A 20466-nucleotide genomic window follows, 5' to 3' on the forward strand; every position below is an offset into this window, starting at 1 on the left:
AAATGTTACAGATGGGGTAATAAAAAAAGCCGCGACGAGGTCTTTATCGGTAAATAACCCACAGATCTATCTGTTTCTAGACTAACGAGCTTAAATATGACTGTCAATAAATGCTGTCAATTGCGATTTTGATAGCGCACCCACTTTGGTGGCTTCTATATTTCCGTTTTTAAAAAGCATTAATGTCGGAATACCACGGATGCCATATTTCGGCGGTGTCAACTGATTTTCGTCAATATTCAGTTTTGCCACTTTGAGTCGCTCGCCATATTCATTGGCGATTTCGTCAAGTATGGGCGCTATCATTTTACAAGGGCCACACCACTCCGCCCAATAGTCAACGAGTACGGGAGTAGTCGATTGTAAGACTTCCGTTTCAAAATTTGCATCGGTAACGTAATGAATATGCTGACTCATAAAATAAAATCCCTCATTAAAATTGTTCAATTCTTGGAATAATAGCCTCAATATTATCTCTGAGACCGGTTTACACGATTATTGGGAAAAAAGCTGTAAAAGAGAGGTATAAAATACCAACCTGATTATGCTATAGAAAAAACTATTAAAAGGGAAGTAGCTGCACCGCAAAAAAATGCTTTAAAACCCAATCCTATAAAATTTTTATACAAAATTGATTCAAGAATCAAGTCTCAGGGCTCCAATTGTTGAAATGCCACAATATGATCAATTTCAAGCTTGATACCAATCTTTTCGCCAATGGCATGATTATGGTGACTGGATACCAATGCCAACACCCGCGCTCCACCAGCAAGACGCAACGTATATAAAATTTCTGCACCACGAAATGCTTTGCTCACGATTGTCGCCTGCAGCGAACTCGTATCGTCATGTACGATATCATCGGGCCGTAACAACACATCCACGTTACTACCCATCACATAGGGATGAGGAATCGCATTCTCTAAAATCCCAAGTTCGACTTCAATCCGTTGCGCACTAATCACTTTTCCGGGAAGAAATACGCCTTGCCCGATGAAGTTGGCAACAAAACGATTCGCCGGTCGATGATACAAATTAAAAGCAGTATCCAACTGTTGCATTTCACCGCGATGCATGACGCCAATTTCGTCAGCTATCGCAAACGCTTCGGCTTGATCGTGGGTAACCAATATAGCCGTGATTCCCTGACTCTTAATAATTTCACGAACTTCTATGCTTAAGCGTTCACGCAAGCTAATATCCAGATTGGAAAAAGGCTCGTCCAATAACAATAGCTCCGGCTTGGGCGCCAATGCTCTCGCCAATGCCACGCGTTGCTGCTGCCCACCCGATAATTCATGCGGATATTTTTGCGAGGCTTCAGTCAAATGCACCACATGCAGCAATTCATCGACACGCCGGGCACGTTCCGCCGCGGTTAAACGATGCAGACCAAAGCCGATGTTGGCAGTCACATCCAAATGTGGAAATAACGCATAATCTTGAAAAACCATGCCGATACGTCTTCGTTCCGGCGGCACAAAGACATCCGCGCTACTGACACAAACTCCGTTTAAGAAAATTTCCCCGCCCAACACGGGCTCAAATCCTGCAATACAGCGTAATGCCGTGGTTTTGCCACAGCCACTCGGCCCTAGCAAACAACCTATTTTCCCTTTCTGCAAAGTCAGGGTTAAATCATGAATCACGCCCTGATTACCATAAGCTTGCCGAACGTTGTTTAATTGCAACAATGGGGTGCTCATTACTTTATTTCAGTTTGCCGCATAAATAAATAGATCGGTATCAATCCAGCCAGTATCAACGTAACCGCCGGCAAAGCCGCCTGCTCCCATTGGCCTTCCGAAGTCATTTCATAGATTCTGACCGCCAGCGTGTCCCAACCGAATGGACGGGTCATCAGCGTAATCGGCATCTCCTTCATGACATCAACAAAAACCAAAGTGGCAGCGGTAAAAATGCCCGGTTTCAATATGGGAATATGCACTGTCCTGATCATTGTCCAGCCATGCACACCCAAACTCATCGCCGCCTCATCAACGCTGTGCGTTATCCTTTGCATTGCGCTGTCAATGGGATAATGACTGACAGCCATGAAGCGTATCAAATAAGCAATCAACATGATGGCCAATGTACCCTGAATCAATCGGCCTGTTTCTATTTCAAACCAGTGTAACGCCAATTCACCAAGCTGCCCATCCAGCCAGGTCAGCGGCACGTACACGCCAATTGCCAACACTGCGCCCGGTAATGCATAACCAATGGTTGCGATACGCACTGCATAGCGCGTGACAGGATCAGAATAACGCCGCACCGCATAAACCATGGCAATCACAACCAGGCAGATTAGCAAAGCCGCCAGACTGGATAATGTCAGGGAGTGCCAGAGAAATTCCAGGTAACGGTCTACATCATAATCCTGTGTAAACGACTGCATGGCCCAATAGCACAATTGTGCAACAGGTAAAAAGAACGCAAAAAACAGCACACTCACCACAAAGCCGATGACCATCCAATTATGCCACCCGGTCAACTGAATACGCTGAGCGCGCGCACTTCTTTTAGTTTCTGCGTAACGCATACGGGCTCTGAACTGCTGTTCCAGCACAATCGCAATAAAAACTATGATGATCAACAAAGAAGCCAGTTGAGAAGCGGCATGCAATGAAAACATGCTAAACCACGCCTTGTAAATAGCTGTGGTAAACGTATTGTAGTTAAACACCGCAACCGTTCCGAAATCCGCCAATGTTTCCATTGACACCAGCATGATACCGCCGGCTATCCAGGGGCGCGCCATAGGCAACACTACTTTGAAGAAACCCTGCCTGCGGCTGAAGCCCAGTGATTGCGCAACCTCTAACGAACGCTTGCCCTGGCTCAGGAAAGCATTCCGTGCCAGCAAATAGACATAGGGATAAAAAGCCAGGGTCATGACGATAATAACGCCCATCCTGCCACGGATATCCGGAAACCAAGATAGATCAGAATCCAGCCAAACACGCAATGTGGTTTGTATCGGGCCGGTAAAATCAAATAAACCCAACGCTACAAATGCGGTTACATAAGCAGGTGTCGCCATCGGCAATAACAACGCCCAGGAAAAAAAACGCCGCCCGGGAAATTCATACACCGCAGTAAACCAGGCCAGGCTGATACCCAATAGCGCAGTCCCAATGATCACGCCCAATACCAGCCAGAAGGTATTGAGTAGCAAAGGAATCAGTGTGGTTTCAAAAAGATGTTTCCAGATCTCATCCGCCGGTGCCAACATGGAAGAAAGAATTACGCCAATGGGCGCCAGTACCAGTACAGCTGCGATAAAAGGTACCCAGCGCCAATTGATCATCAAACGTTTGAAAAAAGACAGAACAAAAAGAAACTTACGTATTCAGGAAATTGATTTTGCACCATTTCAGTCTGCATCAACTTCCTTACTTACGCGGTTTTTAGCGGTATCCTGCACGATCCATCAGTTTTACTGCGGTCGTCTGCAATTCTCCGGCCTTGATCAGATTCATTGGGTTTTGCTTAAAGCTACCCCACCCCGCTACAAATGGATCTGCGGGAATTTTGGGATTGACGGGATATTCCATATTCACATCCGCGAAAAGGTTTTGTGCTTTATCGGATGATAAGAATTCCAGCAGCTTGATCGCCGCTTGTTCGTTGCGGGCATAGCGCGTGACGCCTGCGCCAGAGATATTGACATGCACGCCACTGTTATTCTGATTGGGCCAGAAAATCGCCAGCGGCAAATTGGAATCATTTTTCATTAAACGGCCAAAATAATACGTATTGACCAATGTCACATCGCATTTCCCAGCCGCAACAAATTCCAATGCCCGGGTATCATCGGACAATGGATCGGTGGCCAAATTAGCCACCCAACCCTTAACAATCTTCTCCGTCTCAGCTTCGCCATGCTCGGCAATCATCATTGCCACAAGCGATTGGTTGTATACTTTCTTCGAAGTACGCAAACACAACCGTTTGCTCCATTTAGGATCCGCCAGACCTTCATACGTTGATAGTTCCGCGGGATCCACTTTCTTCGTGTTATAAACCAGAGTTCTGGCACGGATGGATAGCCCGAACCACGCATTGCCCGGATCGCGCAAATGCGCCGGAATATTGCGCTCAAGCACCTCGGATTCAACAGGTTTCAACAAGCCTTTCTGCGCAGCTGCCCAGAGATTACCGACGTCCGCAGTTATCAGCATATCCGCCGGGGTATTTTTTCCTTCCGCCTCCAACCGGGCAAGCAACGCGCCTTCATTATCCGTGGTGTATTTGACTTTAATCCCGGTTTCCTTGGTAAAAGCATCAAACATCGGCTTGATGAGCTGCTCGATCCGCGCTGAATATACAACTACCTCGTTAGCATGCGCGGGCTGAACAATCATTAACGAAAAAACAAAAGGAACGACAATAAGAAAACGGCTTAAATTTGGGCTTACCATGAAAGAAATTCCAGGAAAAAAAGTTATATCAATCGAATTAATCAATGACGAATACTATAGTATGAATAAGAATAATTATCAATTAAATATCTATCGTGAAGAACTGCAAGATCCCGATCAATTCTCGGTTAACGGCTGCGACCACGAACCTAATACCTTGCGTCCCACCAAGGGCAATTTAATGGCGAGCGGATTCCAATTCAGGCCAAAAGACAGGCCCAGAAAATTGAATTCAATGCCTTCCACCGCACTGACCAGAACGCCCAGCAGGCCAAAAAAGGAGATCTGCAAACCACTGCCGCTCGGCGCATGGGAAATAAACCGGTAACCGAGATAATCCTTGCCAATCGCGGTCGGCGGCAAATCCAGCTGCAACTCCGGCACCGCGCGTGAAACCCAAGCGGTAAACGTATTGGAATTCGGCCCCGGCCACATGGTGTAATCTTTCATGTAAGGATAGCGATTAGCCGCCAGATCGATTTTCTCGATCAATGCATCCACCCCGTCACCGCGTAAATCTGCCAAAATCTCGGGCGTATTGCCGTACCAGCGCCGGTCAGGCGCATTCTCATAAACTGCCAATACCGACCTCTGGCTACGACGCAGCCATCCGATCACCTCATAAATGGTATAAGACTGAGCTCCCGTGGGTTTCACGGCAATCCAGGTATGAATCCCGAAATAACCGCGCCAGCCAAAAGCGCGCGCACCATAAACCTGAATAATCGCCTCAGAATTCGTGGCCGGATCAGGCGCTATACCGACCGGCTCGCGGCTCGCATTCCACCAGTACTGCGCTTGCGCATGCTGCGAAAAAGACAGTCCGGCAAGCAAAACAATCACCCAACAACTCAATAAAACAGAGCGACCCACACCCCGCGCAACTGATACTAACATCTTGAGAAAATCCGGTTAAGTCAATGAAAATTTAAATGCTAGATTGAGGAGCACTAAAGAATTCGGCCTACTAGAGAAACTTTCTCATCCAACCAAACATCTTCTGGACTGATAAACCCTTTAGAGTTAAATTCGAACTCTTTACCTGCATGAGAAAAACACTCGTGAACCAATTCCGAGCAGATGTACTCCCGGTCCTTTTCCTTTTTTCCAATACCCAGCGTAATGCGTGCCAAAATCTTTGCGATTTCGTCTTTATCATAGGGTTGCGTCAGCTCGTCTATGCCAAATCCTGCAATCCCTTCAACCGTTGAAGAATTCACATCTTTGCAGCGTGCCAACACTACCCGTCCTTTATAAGGCTTTCCATCTTCATAATCATCCAGGTACTTGGATAAAGGCGCAAAACGCACCCCCATGTCTTCGACACTTTCCAATAGTAAAACACGATCAATCGAATCGAGCCGAAACACTATCCCTACATGACTCCAAGGATTTTCTGTGACTTTTTGTATTGCTTTGGAAGCCCAATAATCACCGGAAGCAAAGAGAATATCTCCGGACTTCAGTTTTGCCCGTAGATCCGAATAAGGAAGAACGGGGAGTGCCTTGATGTCTTTATTTTCAATATGAGCAGCCATTATTTACTCCTTTTGTTGTTAGTGATGTAGGACGCTTGAGTTCAGCGACACCCGTCAAGGTGCCTGCTGAAGCGAGTCATTAACTCTTAGCGCTCGAACCTGAGCATCAAGATCGTTGAACGAAAGACGCTGAAGCGGTAATGCCTCTAGTGAAGCGAGAGAGATCGATTTTTGTGCCGGAAATTTCTTATTTAATAGTTCCGTCGTACAAGTCAAGAAGGATCACTGACGTGTATCTAGGGGATCAGCCCCATCCCGATCTTGCGCCGCAAACACACAGAACACATACACATCAGCAGAGCGAGTGGCTTCTACATCGTAAGTATTGGTTTTCGCATGCCACGCCTTCTTATGCGCGATATCGAAGCGGATGGGACTCAAGACTTTCTGATTCCATGCTTGCAGGTAGGCTGCCGACTTGACCTCCACCTTCAGGTCCTCTCCCGCATCCAAGTCGTATGCGTCCCATTCAATCCTCGGTGTACCGGTACATCCTAGTGCCTTTGCCACCAAGTATTCGGCCAATACTCCTCGCTGCGCGTTCGATAGAAAGTTTGAATACGCCCAGGTCCAAAATTCGTTCTCAGAGATCCCTGTCATATCCATAAGGGCTAACGTAATATATACGACAACAAATGTCTTACTATTGGGAACGGAATATCATAAACGCGGCTAAGCATATTTTAGAATTTGTTTTTTTAGGCACTTTGCAAGAAAGCATCTTCTAATACATATACCAAACACACCATTTACTTTACCCTCGTTCAAGCAATACCGAGATAAAGAAATGCATAGTCACTACTCATCCACCCGTTTACCCAGCATTTCCGGCAAATCACGCAAGAAACGCCCCGCCCCTGCCATCTGACGCCGCAACATGATCCAGTCTTCCGCTCTTTTTTTGGCGTCCAAACAGCGCATCAAGCGGATTCTGAGCGCTTCATCCTGATGGTTCAGGATAGCCGCCCACAATGTGTCATCCACATTATAAATTTTGCCTTCTTGCAAGCTGACAGGAATGATTTGCTCAGCTGGCACGGCCAGATCGGCAGCGACGGCTTGCACCGCGGCGCTTATATTGGCCGACTTGGTATTCGCGGTATCGGTCAAATCATAGGGTGGCTGCCATTCATTCGCCGGGCGCAGCCGATCTATAAAGCTGACGACGACCAGCAGCGGTGCCGGACGCCGGTCTATCCGCGCAGCTTGGTAGGTGCGCAAGGCATTGAGAAATTGCCGTTCAACTTGCCGATCCGGACGATTGGCTGGGGTGACCCAAAGAATCAAATCCGCATTCCCCGCTGCGACCAGCATTGACTTGCTGTCAAAAAATGAATTATCGCAACCGGGGCTATCGAAGATCAGTGCTTGAGTGAATCCTTCGCGCGATAATACGAACGGTTCAAGCGTTTGTGTCGTACCCGTCAAAACATCGGTAGCGGTTTTAAGCTCTCCAAATAAGGCATTGATTAAACTGGATTTGCCCGAATTGGATCGGCCTAATACAAGAATCCGCAAGGGCTCGATCGCCAATGCCGCCGTTTGATCGGTCTGTTTCATATCTGCCTTGGACTCCGGTGTGGCAGACTCCACTTGATCTTCATCGCCGAGCGCCAATCGTCCGCTATACAGATCGATGGCGTAATAACCCACTTTGCACACATAGGCACGTAGAAACCAGCGATGCAATTCATGCCTGGCCTGATCAAAACTGCGCTCGCGCAAATGCCGCCAGGCTTCGCTCAGTAAGGCATTAATCGGATTAATCAATATGCTGCCGGCGCGGTATACATTGAACATTTTTTCCGCCTTGGCTTTCCAACGCTGGATGCGAAACAGATCGCCCACGGTCAGGCGGTTGCTGAAGGGTATTTTTTCTGCAATATCCCTGCGCAGCTCGCGACTGGCCCGCTCGATAATCAATAAAGTATGCGGCAAGGTCAGTTCATAAAGTGGCTTCTCAACCTCCGGATGATAACAATGCGCCACCGTTTCCATCGCTTTTTGCCCCAATTCCGATATCCACCGGCCATCTTCAAGCGGCCAATCCTCCGGATTACAGGTTGCGGCTAGCGCTTCAACCTGTTGCCATACCACGTCCGCACGGGGCGGCCATTCCGGATTGGGTTCGGTCGACATATTCATCAATAACTGACGTTCCTGCCACACGAGCAATTGTTGTAAGCCATAACCCAGCACGCCGCACACCACCATCGCGATCAACCAGTACAGCAGATTTCCGCTTTGCCACAGCCAAAGCACGCCAAAACCCAGTAAGGCCAGCACGGGCAATAACAGCAGAATGACTACCAGTAATCGTAACGGATCAACGGTTGGCAGCGGTTTTTTCATTTGGATTGACTCCGCAACCGTTCTTTGAGCAGGGAGGTGCCCTGTTCCAGTTCCTGCGTATAAATCCTGCGTAACGTTTTTTGGTCAACCTTCAAGCCATCCTTGCGCCTGGCAAAAAAATAGATCGCCGCTTTTCCTAATGCATAAGTGGTCGCGCCGCTGGAACTGGCGCCCCATACGGCACCTATCGTTTGCCCCCAGAAGGGAATCACCTTGACCACAGCGCGGCTCAGCACACGCGTAAGAAAACCGGACGCGATCCCTGCCCCCGCTAATCCGAGAAATTCTGTGATTGTACTTCTATCCCAATACTGCCCATAAAGCCGCGCAAGACTGTGCAAAAGTTTGGCCTGCACCGCGGACACAGCCACCAGGTCCACCACCGGCAAAGCGCCCAATCCTGCCGCGGTGAGCGAATAACCCACAATATGCTGGTGCGCGGTGCGCGCATACAGATCATACACTTCTTTATCGCCGCTCAACTGATGTTGCAATCCTAACGAGGTCAATGACTCGATCGCCTGCCACAATGCTTCCAGCCCATAATCATGCGGTTCAAATCCATCTTCGGGCAGGGTTAAATCCACAACCACCCAGCGCATGGGTGCAAAACCGGGTAATTTTTTCAAAGCATCGCGTTGTGCCTGCAAAGCGCGACGCAGATCAAGCGGAACCGTTTCCGGCAAGGGATCATCCTCATAAGGCCAAGGATGCACATGACCCTGTCCGTTGGGATACAGTTCGTGCAAACCGGTATGCACGATCAGCACAGGCCATTCAGGGTGACGCTGACGGATGGCATGCAGCACTTCAAACACCGCAGCCTGATTGATATCAGCCACTTTCATCACGGCAACCAGTAGATGCGCCTGGGATTCGCAATATTGAATATCGTCACCCGGATCATAAGCCACTTCGCCCAAGCCGCGCGTATCCAGAAACCTCACAATAGGGATGTCGGCGGGAAAATCATAAAAACGGGAATTGCGCGTGCACGGCTGAAAACCATTGCCGATCTCGGCCGCTGCGCTACCGGTCAATGCCCGGATAATCGAAGTCTTGCCCGCCTGTGTTTTGCCCAACAGCCATAACACCGGTACCGGCATCTTGGCGCGTGCTTCACGCAAAGAGGCTTCCAGCAAGTTTTCGTCGACTCTGGGCTCCAGCAAAGCCGTCCGCAATTGCTCCCAGTAGCTCGTCCAGTTTTTCAGATCGCTTAATTTCATCACGTTGTCATCTTATCATCAGTAAAGACGGAGTTAAGCTTGAATCATCACACATCGCGTTCAAACTCATACAATCTTTTAATCTTCTGCGAGAAAAGAAGGCATAAAAGGCGTTATTACATCATTTTTACCCCATCGCCCGGCTGTTAGAATACTTATTATTTAAACCATAAAAGAAAAAAATTGACCTTTGATATCAAATAGGTTACTTATGCCATTTGAAGTTCAATCTTAAAAAGGGGAAGACCAATGAAACTGAGTAAAAAAATGCAAAGCTTTTTTTCTTTGACCGCTGCCGCAATACTCATGACCACAGCGCCTGACAGCGCAAACGCCGGAACGGAACCCTTTATCGGTGAGATAAGTTATGTCGCATTCAACTTTGCACCGCAAGGATGGTATCAATGCGATGGTCAAACCCTCCCTATCAACCAGTATCAAGCGCTCTTCTCCTTGCTGGGCACTAATTACGGCGGCAACGGCACCACCACTTTCGCCCTGCCTGACATGCGCGGCAGAGTTCCGGTGCATCAGGGACAGCATCCCGGCGGTTCGATGTTCACCCTGGGCCAATCCAGTGGCGCGGAAAACATGACACTGACTGTGAACAATATGCCGGCCCATAATCATCCGGCAACGGCGACCTCGGCTTCCACCTCAGCCTTGGCACCGGGCGGTACCGCAACATCGACATTAAAAGCGGTCAATAGCGACGCGGACATAAAAACCGCAGCAGGAAATTCTCTGGCCAATGCCAAAGGATTGAACAGTGCTTATTCTGCCTCCGCGCCGAATGTCAGCATGAGTCCCGCTTCGATTGAGACCACGCTCGATGGACTCAATATCGTCACCACGACAAGCACCAACGTCGATATCGGTGTTGCGGGCAGTTCTCAACCTTTTTCGGTAATGCAGCCGTATACCGTTGTGAATTGCATTATTGCCTGGAATGGCATTTACCCTTCGCGACCCTAGTCTTGTTCAGTGCGGTTATTTGATATTTCTGCCGGCAGAAAATGAAGAAAGCTTTGTGGGCATTGCTATGCGCCGCGACTTTTCTGTCTGAGGCTTGGGCGGATAAAGTTAGCGGCGTAAATATACAAACAACCCGCTCTTTAACTATGCAAGATGCCCAAGATGCATTGGCGTCCGGCAATTATGAGGAAGCCTTTAACCAATATCATGATGCTGCTGTACAGGGCAACAATGCCTTAGCGCAGTTTTCACTGGGGCTTTTTTACCAGAATGGCTGGGGACGTAAAATCGACCCCGTCATTGCGTGCCGGTGGTTCGAACAAGCTGCACAAGGCGGCATTCCGGTAGCTCAACATTTGACCGGCGTGTGTTTTGACGAAGGCATCCATCACCCGGAAAATTCGGTTACTGCGGCCCACTGGTTCCGGAAAGCAGCTCAGGCAGGACACCTCTATTCGTACTGCCACCTCGCCAATCTGCTGATGACTGGACGAGGCTTCCCCAAGGATCCCGTAAAGGCGCTGGAACTCTGCCACCCTGCAGCGCAGCAAGGCTCGCCTCCCGCACAACTCTGGATGGGAAAATTTTACCTGCAAGGCGATCCGGCCATTCGGAATAAACAGGAAGCTTATCGCTGGTTTGCAGCCGCCGCGCGGAAACAAGCGCCTGAAGCCTTTTATTATCTGGGTCTGATCATGCAGAGTGATTCATCGGGAAAACATGCGCCGCCAGAAATCAGGCAAATGTTTGAACAAGCCGCTGCGTTCAAATATGTCCCCGCCTATTTTCAGGCAGGCAAACATTTTTACGATGCGGAACCGGATCCGGAAACCGGTCAATTATCCGCAGAACATCTGGCCAAAGCTTATCTATGGCTTTCAGCAACAATACAACAATCTCAAGACTCGGAAGAAATCTCGGTTGCAAAATCGCTGTTGCAGCAGATCCTCGCCGTCATGCCGGAAACATGGCTAGCCGAGCTTGATCAGAAAATCGCACGGCATTTACAGGGAAATTAAGCAGGGGTCGCTTGATGAAATCCAATCGCAGCGGTATCCAAGCGATCATCTCGGAAACGATCACACTTGAATAGTATATTTTCAGAAACAATGATTAGCCTGAAGTTTTAGAACATTCAAAGGAGTCACGCAATGACCACTACAAATTTCGATAGCGATCCGCTAGTCACTAACGATAACGTTACTTCGGCCACCTACAGCGGATGGACATTTGGTGCCAGTAGCGCAGTCAATTTTGCAAATGCCAATTCTGGAGAGCTTTCGGTGCTTTTGAATCAATCCGGCGGACGATCCATTATTTCCAATTATGGCGGCGCCAGCGTAACCGATTTTTACTTCAAATCTTCGGACGGCTCCGATTTTCAGCTCAATTCATTCAAAATTGACAATGGTCCTAATGGTGCTTCAAGTTCTTTAACCATCGCCGGTTACCGGGATAACGCTCTGATCGTGAGTGCGGAATCTGTCAATTTAGCCATCAGCGATGCGGCTGGAAATATCACTTATACACAACAAGATAATTTTGCACCACTTTACAGCGGATTGCTGACGTTCAATTCCGCATTTAACAATATTGATGAGATACGTTTTGTTTTTGGCAGTGCGGTAGAACTGACCGTCGATGATATCGACATTTCAGCAGCGGTTGTTCCTCCCACGATCACCTCAGCCGCTTACGACGCCAGTACCAATTCGTTGATCGTCACGGGTACCAACATGGTTGCTACCGGCGGCGCAGTGAATGATATCGATGTTTCAAAACTGACCCTGACCGGACAAGGCGGCGCAACGTATACGCTCACTTCGTCCAATGTCGAAATCACTTCAGCTACTCAATTCACGGTTGCTTTAAATGCCATCGATCAGATCAATGTGGAAGGATTGTTGAATAAAAACGGCACTTCTTCAGTAGGCGCAACCACTTATAATATCGCAGCAGCGGTTGACTGGAATCCTGCTCAAACCGGTAACGCCGATACTACAGGTAACGCCATCACTGTCAGCAATGTGCAAACACCAACGATTACCTCTTCCACCTACGATGCCAGCACCGGAACCCTGGTCGTTACCGGATCAAATTTCGTTCAAGCGAGCGGCGCAACCAATGACATCACCGTCAACAAACTTACATTCACCGGCGAAGGCGGATCCACTTACACACTGACAAATAGCAGCAATGTTGAAATCACCTCGGGTACGGCTTTCACGGTTACGCTCAGCGCCACCGATAAAGCCGGGATCAATCAGATTATTAACAAGAATGGCACCAGCTCCACGGGCACCACAACGTATAACTTAGCCGCCGCCGATGACTGGAACACCGTAATCGGCAATACCGATATTTCAGATGCGACCGGTAACGGCATTACCGCCTCCAACATAGCCGCACCCACGATCACATCCGCCACTTTTGACGCCAGCACCGGGGCGCTGGTGGTCACCGGCAGTAGCTTCTTAAAAGCAAACGGTGCCACGAATGACATCGATGCCTCCAAACTGACTTTTACAGGTGAAGGCGGTACCACTTACACATTGACCGATTCCCCTGATGTCGAGATCACCTCCGGCACGGCATTCACCGTAATCCTGAGCGGCACTGATAAAGCCGCGATCAATCTAATCGCCAACAAAAACGGCACAGCGTCAACCGATGGCACGACCTATAATCTGGCTGCTGCGGAAGACTGGGCAGCGGGTGCCGATGCATCCGTCAGTGTAGTGGACACGACTGGCAACGGTATTACGGTGGCCAATGTTGCTGTGCCTGCGATCACTTCAGCTACTTACGATGCCAACAGCGGCGCGCTGACGGTTACCGGCACCGGTTTCCTGAATGCCAGCGGTGCCACCAACGACATTGTTGCCAACAAATTTACGCTCACCGGCGAAGGCGGTTCCACGTATACGCTGACCGATTCCAGTAATATCGAAATCACTTCCGGTACGGCATTCAACATTACGTTGAGCGCGACCGACAAAGCCGCGATTAATCAGATCATCAATAAAAATGGCACGTCTTCGACCGTCGGCACCACATACAATCTGGCCGCTGCGGAAGATTGGGCCGCCGGTGCCGATGCGGCGGTTACCGTAGCCGATACGACAGGCAATGGCATCACCGCATCCAATGTAGCCGCACCAGCCATGACATCGGCAACCTATGATTACAGCAGCAATATGCTAACCGTCACCGGAACCGGTTTTCTCTCCAACGACGGTGCCAGTAACGACATTGATCTGTCCAAGCTGACTATCACCGGAGAAAGCGGTGCGACTTATACGCTGACCACCGTCACGGATGTGGAAATCACATCAGGTACGGTATTCTCGGCAACATTGACTGGCGCGGATCTGATCAATGTTGAGTCGCTGCTGAATAAGGATGGCACATCGTCGGTCAGCAGCACGACCTACAATCTCGCGGGCGCCGAAGATTGGTCAGCGGGTGCCGATGCCGCAGTAGCGGTAGCCGATCTCACCGGTAATGGCATCACGGTCAGCAACTACACCGTTCCGGCGATTACTTCCGCTACTTTTGACGCCAGCACTCATGTTCTGACCGTAACCGGAAGCAACTTTGTTGCCAACAGTGGCGCGAGCAACGACATTGCAGTTTCCCTGCTGACATTAATCGGCGAAGGCGGCAGTTACACATTAACTTCTTCGGATGTTGAAATCACCTCGGCAACCGCCTTCAGCGTCACGCTGAATGTAACCGACCAATTGGCCGTGCACGGCTTGCTGAACAAGAACGGCACCGCTTCTTCCGGCGCAACCACTTACAATATCGCGGCGACTGAAGACTGGATGGCCGGAACCGCAGCTTCCAGCACTGTCGCCGACCTGACAGGCAATGGCATCACAGTCAGCAATGTTCAAACACCTACAATCACTTCGGCAACCTACGACTCTGATTCGGGTATCCTGGTCGTTACCGGCACCCATCTATTTAACAAGACCGGCGCTAATAATGATGTGGACATTTCCACATTAACCTTGACCGGCGGCGTTGCCAATGCCACGTATACCATCACCAGTTCGTCGGATGTGGAAATCACTTCGGCAACTTCTTTCAGCGTTACCCTATCCGGCGCGGACAAAACCAACGTGGATGCATTGCTGGACCAAACCGGCACGACCTCATCGGGGGGTTCTACCTATAACCTGGCCGCTGCAGACAACTGGCTGGCGGGTGCTGATTCTGCGACTGATATTAGCGACACGATCAATGCAATAACCGTTTCAATCAATCCAAGAATCACCTCAGCGACTTATGATGCATCTTCCGGTGCTTTAGTCGTCACCGCCACTAATCTGCAAGCCAATAGCGGCGGTGCCGACATCGATGCATCACTCTTAACGTTCACCGGCGAAGACGGGACCACTTATACGCTGACCGATTCCGCCGATGTCGAAATCACTTCCGCCAGCGCATTCACCATCACGTTAAGCGCTACCGACAAGACCGTCATCAATCAGATCGTCAATAAAAATGGCACCGCTTCCACCGGGGGAACTACTTACAATCTGGCTGCAGCGGATGACTGGAACACCAATGTCACCAGCGGCGACACCGCGGATAGCACCGGCAACGGCATTACTGCTTCCAATGTGGCAGCACCAGCCATCACGTCCGCCACCTATGACGCCAGCACGGGTGCCTTGGCAGTAACCGGCACCGATTTCCTGAAAGCCGGCGGTGCAACCAATGATATTGATGCATCCAAATTCACGTTCACCGGCGAAGGCGGTGAAACCTATACGCTGACTGATTCCGCCGATGTCGAGATCGCCTCCGGCACCGCGTTTACAATTACATTAAGTGCCACCGACAAAGCCGCCATCAACCAAATCATCAATAAAAATGGCACCGCTTCCACCGGTGGAACTACTTATAATCTGGCTGCAGCGGAAGATTGGGCGACCGGTGCCGATGCAGCCGTCAACGTGGCCGATACTACCGGCAACGGCGTAACCGTTTCCAATGTCGCCGCGCCGGAGATCACTTCGGCGACGTATAACACGGGCACCGGCATATTGGTAGTGACCGGCAGCGGCTTCCTGAAAACCAGCGGCGCTGCCAACGATATCGATGCTTCCAAATTTACTTTTACCGGCGAAGGTGGCGCTACCTACACACTCACTGATTCTGTCGATGTCGAGATCACTTCCGGCACCACGTTCACTCTCACTTTGAGCGCAACCGACAAAGCCGCAGCTAATCTTCTTTTGAACAAAACAGGCACCACATCGACTGATGCGACAACTTACAATCTGGCCGCTGCGGAGGATTGGGCGGCAGGCGCCGATGCCGCCGTCAATGTGGCAGATCTCGCTGGTAATGGCATTATCGTAACCGTTGCGACTTCATCTTCCGGCGGTGGCGGCAATGGCAGCTCAACGACCACAACGGTCGATGGCGTTGAAATTGCCACGACAACGCAAGCGGACGGCACCGTAATAACCACTCTATTACCCATCACCGGAACACGGGAAGACGATCCGTCTTCGCTGCTGAATGATCGCGCAGATATTCCGCTGATTACCGGAACATCGGGCAACACCTTACTAACTATCAGTTTACCCACTGGCGTGGGCGTGAATGCCCAGGGCTTGCCTCAGGAAATGAATTTGACCAATGCCAGAAGTGATCTGATCCAACGTATCGCACAACAAGCCGGACTCGATAGCACGGATGAAAGAGTTGTTAATCCGGTTGAAAATTTCTTGTCTACGCTCAATTCTGAAACCACACTCGGTATTCGCACCGTAACCCCCACAATTAATAGCAATCAAGCCCCCGAACTCCCCATTATCATTACAGGGACGGAAAATACCGGTGATCTCCGGCAGGCACTGATAATCGATGCCAGTAATCTGCCACCCGGCAGCATTCTTCAATTAATGAATGTCGCGTTTGCATTTATCGTCGGAGCAGTCAACATAACAGGAGGCGCCGGTGAAAATTATGTCGTAGGTGACGATCACAATCAATATATCGTGTTGGGCGCTGATAATGATGTTTTATTTGGCAGCGGTGGCGATGATACGATCGGTAGCCTTAGCGGCGACGATCAGACTTCGGGGGATACCGGCAATGATATCGTTTTCGGTGGCAGCGGCAACGATCGGTTAAGCGGTGGAAGCGGAAATGACCGACTCAACGGCGGATTGGGTTTCGATACTGCGGTACTGGAAGGAGGATTATCAGACTACCGGATTGAAATAAACAATGACAACGTTATGCTGACACAACTCAGTAATGAAGAAACGGATACATTGACGGATATCGAATTGCTCCAATTTGCTACCGGCAGTAGCGCAGTCATAGCTTACTCTGAGAATGAAGCGGTTGCGCATCATCTGGCAAGAACATGGCTGAAGCGTGATTTAACAGCGGTTGAAGGCAACGCGGTACAGAATTGGGAGAATGCGACTCCTGATGAAATCCTGACAGCTTTTTACAACCTTCCTGAAGACATTGAATTACATGATAAAACCAGTGATGAATTGCTCGCAGGTCTGAACACCAATCCATCGATTATCCGCCTGGACGCAATTCGAAACTTTACGGGCAGCGATGAAAACGATCTTGGTTATCTGCCGCTGGGACTATCCATCAATGCGAATGGTGGCGCAGGCCATGATGCTTTGCAGTTCCCGGGCACACGAGAAAATGTGCATGTGGAATTTTCAGGTGACTGGCTGGAATTAACGCAATTAAGCGATGGCGCCATGTTGAATCTGAAGAATGCTGAAATGATAGCCTTTGACAATGGAGAATCGGTTGTCATTGCACACAATGCAACTGAAGGGATTTTAGGCCGCCTATTCCATGGCTTCTTCGATCGGGATGCCACTATGGCTGAATGGCAATTGGGGCGGGAAGCACTGCAAGATCAGATCGATCCTGACACAATTCTGGATTGGTTCCAGCAGCGCGCCGATCTGGATGCGTTAACCGACGCAGACTACGTACAAACAATTTATTCCCGGACACTGGATCGTTCTGCAACTGACGATGAACTCAGCTTGCAAATGTCGCGGTTGGCTAACGGTCAAATTGAGCGAAAATGGCTGGCTGTCGAAATTGCACAGGGCAGCGAGGCAGCAACCCATTTAATCGGCAGCGTGATGCTGCAGGAGGGATGGATATGAAGTTTTATACACCTGCATAAATGTTACGCTCAGTAATAAGTAATAGTGAAAAATCGACACAGCGCAATTCAATACGCCTTAACTTATGCCTTTGCAATTGAGAGCATATTAATAAATCAGTTGCACTATGCCAATGAGACTCTGGTCGCCATGATGACAAGTGCAATAATAGGCAAGAAAATATATAAACGATCCTGTCCATGAGTACGAATATTGATTTTCATAACCATCATGAATGGAATAGATATCAAAAAGGTGTTTTGCACAGCTTGCAAAACCATTGGAGAAATTTGCAAATCCCCCATAACTATAAAAACCACAAACCCGATAATGAAAAGAACCAACAACTCAAAGTCTGATAAAAAGATAATTTCTTTACATTCGGTGAACACCAACTTCAACATCACCGATAAACATGCTATCACCGACAGTCCGTTTATATACTCATGGAGCCAGGAAAACTGAGCCAGCGCTGAGAGATTGTAAACCAGTATCAACGCAAAAATATTTAAATACAAAGTGCCATGCAGAATACTTAAGTCTGCTGCACGTCGCGTGCGAAAGGAAAAAAATACCAATAATCCTGCCAGACCATATAATATCAAAGCCTTACTACCGCTTAAACCAAACAGTGGTGCAAGCAGTACAGGAAGCAGCAATGCCACAAGTATTGTGATACCGATTGAATGCCATCTTTCAAGCCAATGAGCCATCAGTTTGGAAACATCAGATTGCCTGAGTTTATCAAAATAAGGAATCGTCCATTTTTTGCTGCAAATACCGGTTCCTCGTACGAGCATGAACCATGAAAACATCAGCAATCCTGCGCTGATCAGACTTAGAAAGATCACCCAATCCGGTTTGGATTGCAGCATGATTGCTAATAAACCGAAGGCAAACATCGCAAGATAGATCACCGATACTACTGCCGGATGAGACAACCCGATATCGATCAAACGATGATGCAAATGCCTTCGATCAGAAAGAAATGGATTGTTCTTGGAAAAAATACGCCCTGCCATTACTGACAATGTATCAAACAGCGGCAGCGCTATTATCATAGCAAGCGCGGATAGCGGCAGTTGCGGAGCGGTATGATTCAAACTGACAAGCATTACCCCTAACACATAACCCAACATCATACTCCCGCTATCGCCCATAAAAACTCGGGTGGGATAACTGTTGTGACGTAAGAAACCAATAATCGCACCAATTAGAGATATGGCAATTATCATTAACCCATCGTGATTGACACTCCAGGCAAAATAACCCAAGAATGCCAGTGCAATTACTGAGATTCCACCCGCCAGACTATCCAGCCCATCTGTAAAGTTCAGGGCATTGATGATCCCCACCAAGAGAAATATCGTGAAAAACATCGATGCCTTACCCAATTGTATGTCACCAATACTCAGAATATTCCCAATATGCTCAACTTGCATGTCGCTCAGATAAACAAACAATGTTGCGGATATAAATTGACCCAGAAATTTCCAGCTTGGTGAAATTTCCATGATGTCATCAACAGCGCCGGTTATGACAATTGCGATCAATCCTGTCAGAAAGGCAATAAAAAAAGCATTCAGTGGAAAAAAAATCAAACAAATTATTACAAAACTAATTGAAATTGCCAGGCCACCCATTCGCGGCTTTGGTGTTGTATGAACACTCCGCAGCTTTGGAATATCTATCGCCCCAACCTTCTGAGCCAAGCTGGAAGTAATTGGCATCAGCAACAGTGACAAGAAAATTGCCAGAGATAATATTAATCCAATAAATTCAACTGACATTTCAGCCATAGACAGCACTGATTATTCGAAATACCCACTACAGGATTGCATCTTAACTACCGGGGCTCTTGTCCAATTCACCAGCTTATCGGCTGCTTCGATGTCAATAAATTTGTTCCGAGCCAAACATCGATCCAGTTTCTTATGGGCACCTTTCAAGCCTATATAGGATTTAAATCTTCGATGGAGCGGAATATTTAAAACTGGCTGATCAACATCAAAATCTCGCGGATGAAAATATGTCATCATATAATCAGTCTGATTGGTCAATTTCTGAATCGCCCAGAACGGCATCAATCTGAAATATCCTCTTCCGGAAAATACTAATTTTTTACCTAAAATCTTCCCAAGACTGATTGGGAATTCTTTAATTTGTCCGCTTGCACAACCTAATAGGGAAGGCCGTGCTCGTCCAAAGTTTTTATAGCCGCCATGCCCTCGTTCAATAGGAAAAATAGAACTATCTCTTTCGATTCCATTTTCAAGCAAAGTTTCGACTATCCAGGTATTTCCTCTAACAAATGAGAAACCGGGTGCTCGATAGGTTTTAACTTTTTTTCCGGTAATATTTTCCAGAGTGCAAATTGAACGCCTTAAATCTTCTCGGAATTGACACCGGGTTTGCTGATAGACTAGTTGGTGCATGTATGAATGGGAAGCCACTTCAAAACCAAGCTCATCAATCCGGCGAATAATTTCCGGATAATGCTTAGCCACCCAACCCAGGCAAAAGAAAGTTGCTTTATGCCCATGCAGCAAGGTTAGCTCCAGTAAACGATCGACATTGGCATGGATGCGTGGCTTAAAATTGCGCCAGTGAGCTTCTGTAGCAGTACACTCAATGTCCAGCATATGAAACCAATCTTCTATATCGTAAGTCAGAATATTCATCTTAACGAAATACTCGCAATATCTTATAAATTCAGCTCAGTATAAAATGTTGTCCGTGTTTTGTTGAGGAAAATCATACGCAAGCAGCATAT

14 protein-coding genes and 1 pseudogene are annotated in these 20466 nt (G+C 48.4%); 3 read left to right on the forward strand and 12 right to left on the reverse strand.

The features are described from left to right. Positions 1-90: 90 nt before the first annotated feature. The 9 genes from trxA to CPG39_RS02700 form a co-directional block, all read right to left on the reverse strand. Positions 91-417, reverse strand: a complete 327-nt coding sequence (trxA, locus tag CPG39_RS02660) for a thioredoxin TrxA (RefSeq protein WP_096291914.1) — start codon at positions 415-417, stop codon at positions 91-93. 233 nt (positions 418-650) lie between these two features. Then, the gene (locus CPG39_RS02665) at positions 651-1706 is read right to left on the reverse strand and encodes an ABC transporter ATP-binding protein (RefSeq protein ID WP_096291915.1); all 1056 of its coding nucleotides are present in this window, start codon (positions 1704-1706) and stop codon (positions 651-653) included. Then, positions 1706-3310, reverse strand: coding sequence for an ABC transporter permease (locus tag CPG39_RS02670; protein WP_096291916.1), 1605 nt, complete (start codon positions 3308-3310; stop codon positions 1706-1708). The genes CPG39_RS02665 and CPG39_RS02670 overlap by 1 nt, the downstream gene beginning before the upstream one ends. A gap of 100 nt (positions 3311-3410) precedes the next feature. Continuing rightward, complete coding sequence (locus tag CPG39_RS02675; protein WP_172424070.1) at positions 3411-4424, reverse strand: Fe(3+) ABC transporter substrate-binding protein; 1014 nt, start codon at positions 4422-4424, stop codon at positions 3411-3413. A 117-nt stretch (positions 4425-4541) separates the two neighbouring features. Then, the gene (locus CPG39_RS02680) at positions 4542-5321 is read right to left on the reverse strand and encodes a DUF3750 domain-containing protein (RefSeq protein ID WP_231990368.1); all 780 of its coding nucleotides are present in this window, start codon (positions 5319-5321) and stop codon (positions 4542-4544) included. A gap of 53 nt (positions 5322-5374) precedes the next feature. After that, a complete protein-coding gene (locus tag CPG39_RS02685) occupies positions 5375-5962 on the reverse strand; it encodes a YiiX/YebB-like N1pC/P60 family cysteine hydrolase (protein ID WP_096291917.1) in 588 nt (195 codons plus the stop codon). Positions 5963-6184: 222 nt separating this feature from the next. Then, positions 6185-6562, reverse strand: a complete 378-nt coding sequence (locus CPG39_RS02690; protein ID WP_145956199.1) for a hypothetical protein — start codon at positions 6560-6562, stop codon at positions 6185-6187. A 198-nt stretch (positions 6563-6760) separates the two neighbouring features. Then, positions 6761-8314: a GTPase family protein gene (locus CPG39_RS02695; RefSeq protein ID WP_096291919.1), complete on the reverse strand. Its 1554-nt coding sequence runs from the start codon at positions 8312-8314 to the stop codon at positions 6761-6763. Next, a complete protein-coding gene (locus CPG39_RS02700) occupies positions 8311-9540 on the reverse strand; it encodes a YcjF family protein (RefSeq protein WP_096291920.1) in 1230 nt (409 codons plus the stop codon). The genes CPG39_RS02695 and CPG39_RS02700 overlap by 4 nt, the downstream gene beginning before the upstream one ends. 249 nt (positions 9541-9789) lie before the next feature. Here CPG39_RS02700 and CPG39_RS02705 point away from each other — a divergent pair, with 249 nt between their 5' ends. Beyond that, positions 9790-10515, forward strand: a complete 726-nt coding sequence (locus CPG39_RS02705; RefSeq protein ID WP_096291921.1) for a phage tail protein — start codon at positions 9790-9792, stop codon at positions 10513-10515. 195 nt (positions 10516-10710) lie between these two features. Here CPG39_RS02705 and CPG39_RS14990 read toward each other — a convergent pair. Continuing rightward, positions 10711-10785 (reverse strand): annotated as a pseudogene (locus tag CPG39_RS14990) (hypothetical protein); the annotation flags it as partial. On the opposite strand from CPG39_RS14990, the gene CPG39_RS02710 reads away from it, so the two are divergent. Further along, positions 10767-11534, forward strand: a complete 768-nt coding sequence (locus CPG39_RS02710; RefSeq protein WP_419866146.1) for a tetratricopeptide repeat protein — start codon at positions 10767-10769, stop codon at positions 11532-11534. The pseudogene CPG39_RS14990 and the gene CPG39_RS02710 sit on opposite strands and share 19 nt — an antisense overlap. A gap of 132 nt (positions 11535-11666) precedes the next feature. After that, complete coding sequence (locus CPG39_RS02715; RefSeq protein ID WP_096291923.1) at positions 11667-17693, forward strand: DUF4214 domain-containing protein; 6027 nt, start codon at positions 11667-11669, stop codon at positions 17691-17693. A 125-nt stretch (positions 17694-17818) separates the two neighbouring features. On the opposite strand, the gene CPG39_RS02720 is transcribed toward CPG39_RS02715, so the two are convergent. After that, complete coding sequence (locus tag CPG39_RS02720; protein ID WP_096291924.1) at positions 17819-19492, reverse strand: glycosyltransferase family 4 protein; 1674 nt, start codon at positions 19490-19492, stop codon at positions 17819-17821. A 12-nt stretch (positions 19493-19504) separates the two neighbouring features. Continuing rightward, complete coding sequence (locus tag CPG39_RS02725; RefSeq protein ID WP_096291925.1) at positions 19505-20374, reverse strand: polysaccharide deacetylase family protein; 870 nt, start codon at positions 20372-20374, stop codon at positions 19505-19507. Positions 20375-20466: the final 92 nt, after the last annotated feature.

The sequence above is a fragment of the Nitrosomonas ureae genome, from assembly GCF_900206265.1.
Classification (GTDB): domain Bacteria; phylum Pseudomonadota; class Gammaproteobacteria; order Burkholderiales; family Nitrosomonadaceae; genus Nitrosomonas; species Nitrosomonas ureae_C.

Bases quoted from the DNA above. Each gene is read 5' to 3' on its own strand.
- trxA (WP_096291914.1), bottom strand. From the start codon at position 417: ATGAGTCAGCATATTCATTACGTTACCGATGCAAATTTTGAAACGGAA.
- CPG39_RS02665 (WP_096291915.1), bottom strand. From the start codon at position 1,706: ATGAGCACCCCATTGTTGCAATTAAACAACGTTCGGCAAGCTTATGGT.
- CPG39_RS02670 (WP_096291916.1), bottom strand. From the start codon at position 3,310: ATGATCAATTGGCGCTGGGTACCTTTTATCGCAGCTGTACTGGTACTG.
- CPG39_RS02675 (WP_172424070.1), bottom strand. From the start codon at position 4,424: ATGGTAAGCCCAAATTTAAGCCGTTTTCTTATTGTCGTTCCTTTTGTT.
- CPG39_RS02680 (WP_231990368.1), bottom strand. From the start codon at position 5,321: ATGTTAGTATCAGTTGCGCGGGGTGTGGGTCGCTCTGTTTTATTGAGT.
- CPG39_RS02685 (WP_096291917.1), bottom strand. From the start codon at position 5,962: ATGGCTGCTCATATTGAAAATAAAGACATCAAGGCACTCCCCGTTCTT.
- CPG39_RS02690 (WP_145956199.1), bottom strand. From the start codon at position 6,562: ATGACAGGGATCTCTGAGAACGAATTTTGGACCTGGGCGTATTCAAAC.
- CPG39_RS02695 (WP_096291919.1), bottom strand. From the start codon at position 8,314: ATGAAAAAACCGCTGCCAACCGTTGATCCGTTACGATTACTGGTAGTC.
- CPG39_RS02700 (WP_096291920.1), bottom strand. From the start codon at position 9,540: ATGAAATTAAGCGATCTGAAAAACTGGACGAGCTACTGGGAGCAATTG.
- CPG39_RS02705 (WP_096291921.1), top strand. From the start codon at position 9,790: ATGAAACTGAGTAAAAAAATGCAAAGCTTTTTTTCTTTGACCGCTGCC.
- CPG39_RS02715 (WP_096291923.1), top strand. From the start codon at position 11,667: ATGACCACTACAAATTTCGATAGCGATCCGCTAGTCACTAACGATAAC.
- CPG39_RS02720 (WP_096291924.1), bottom strand. From the start codon at position 19,492: ATGGCTGAAATGTCAGTTGAATTTATTGGATTAATATTATCTCTGGCA.
- CPG39_RS02725 (WP_096291925.1), bottom strand. From the start codon at position 20,374: ATGAATATTCTGACTTACGATATAGAAGATTGGTTTCATATGCTGGAC.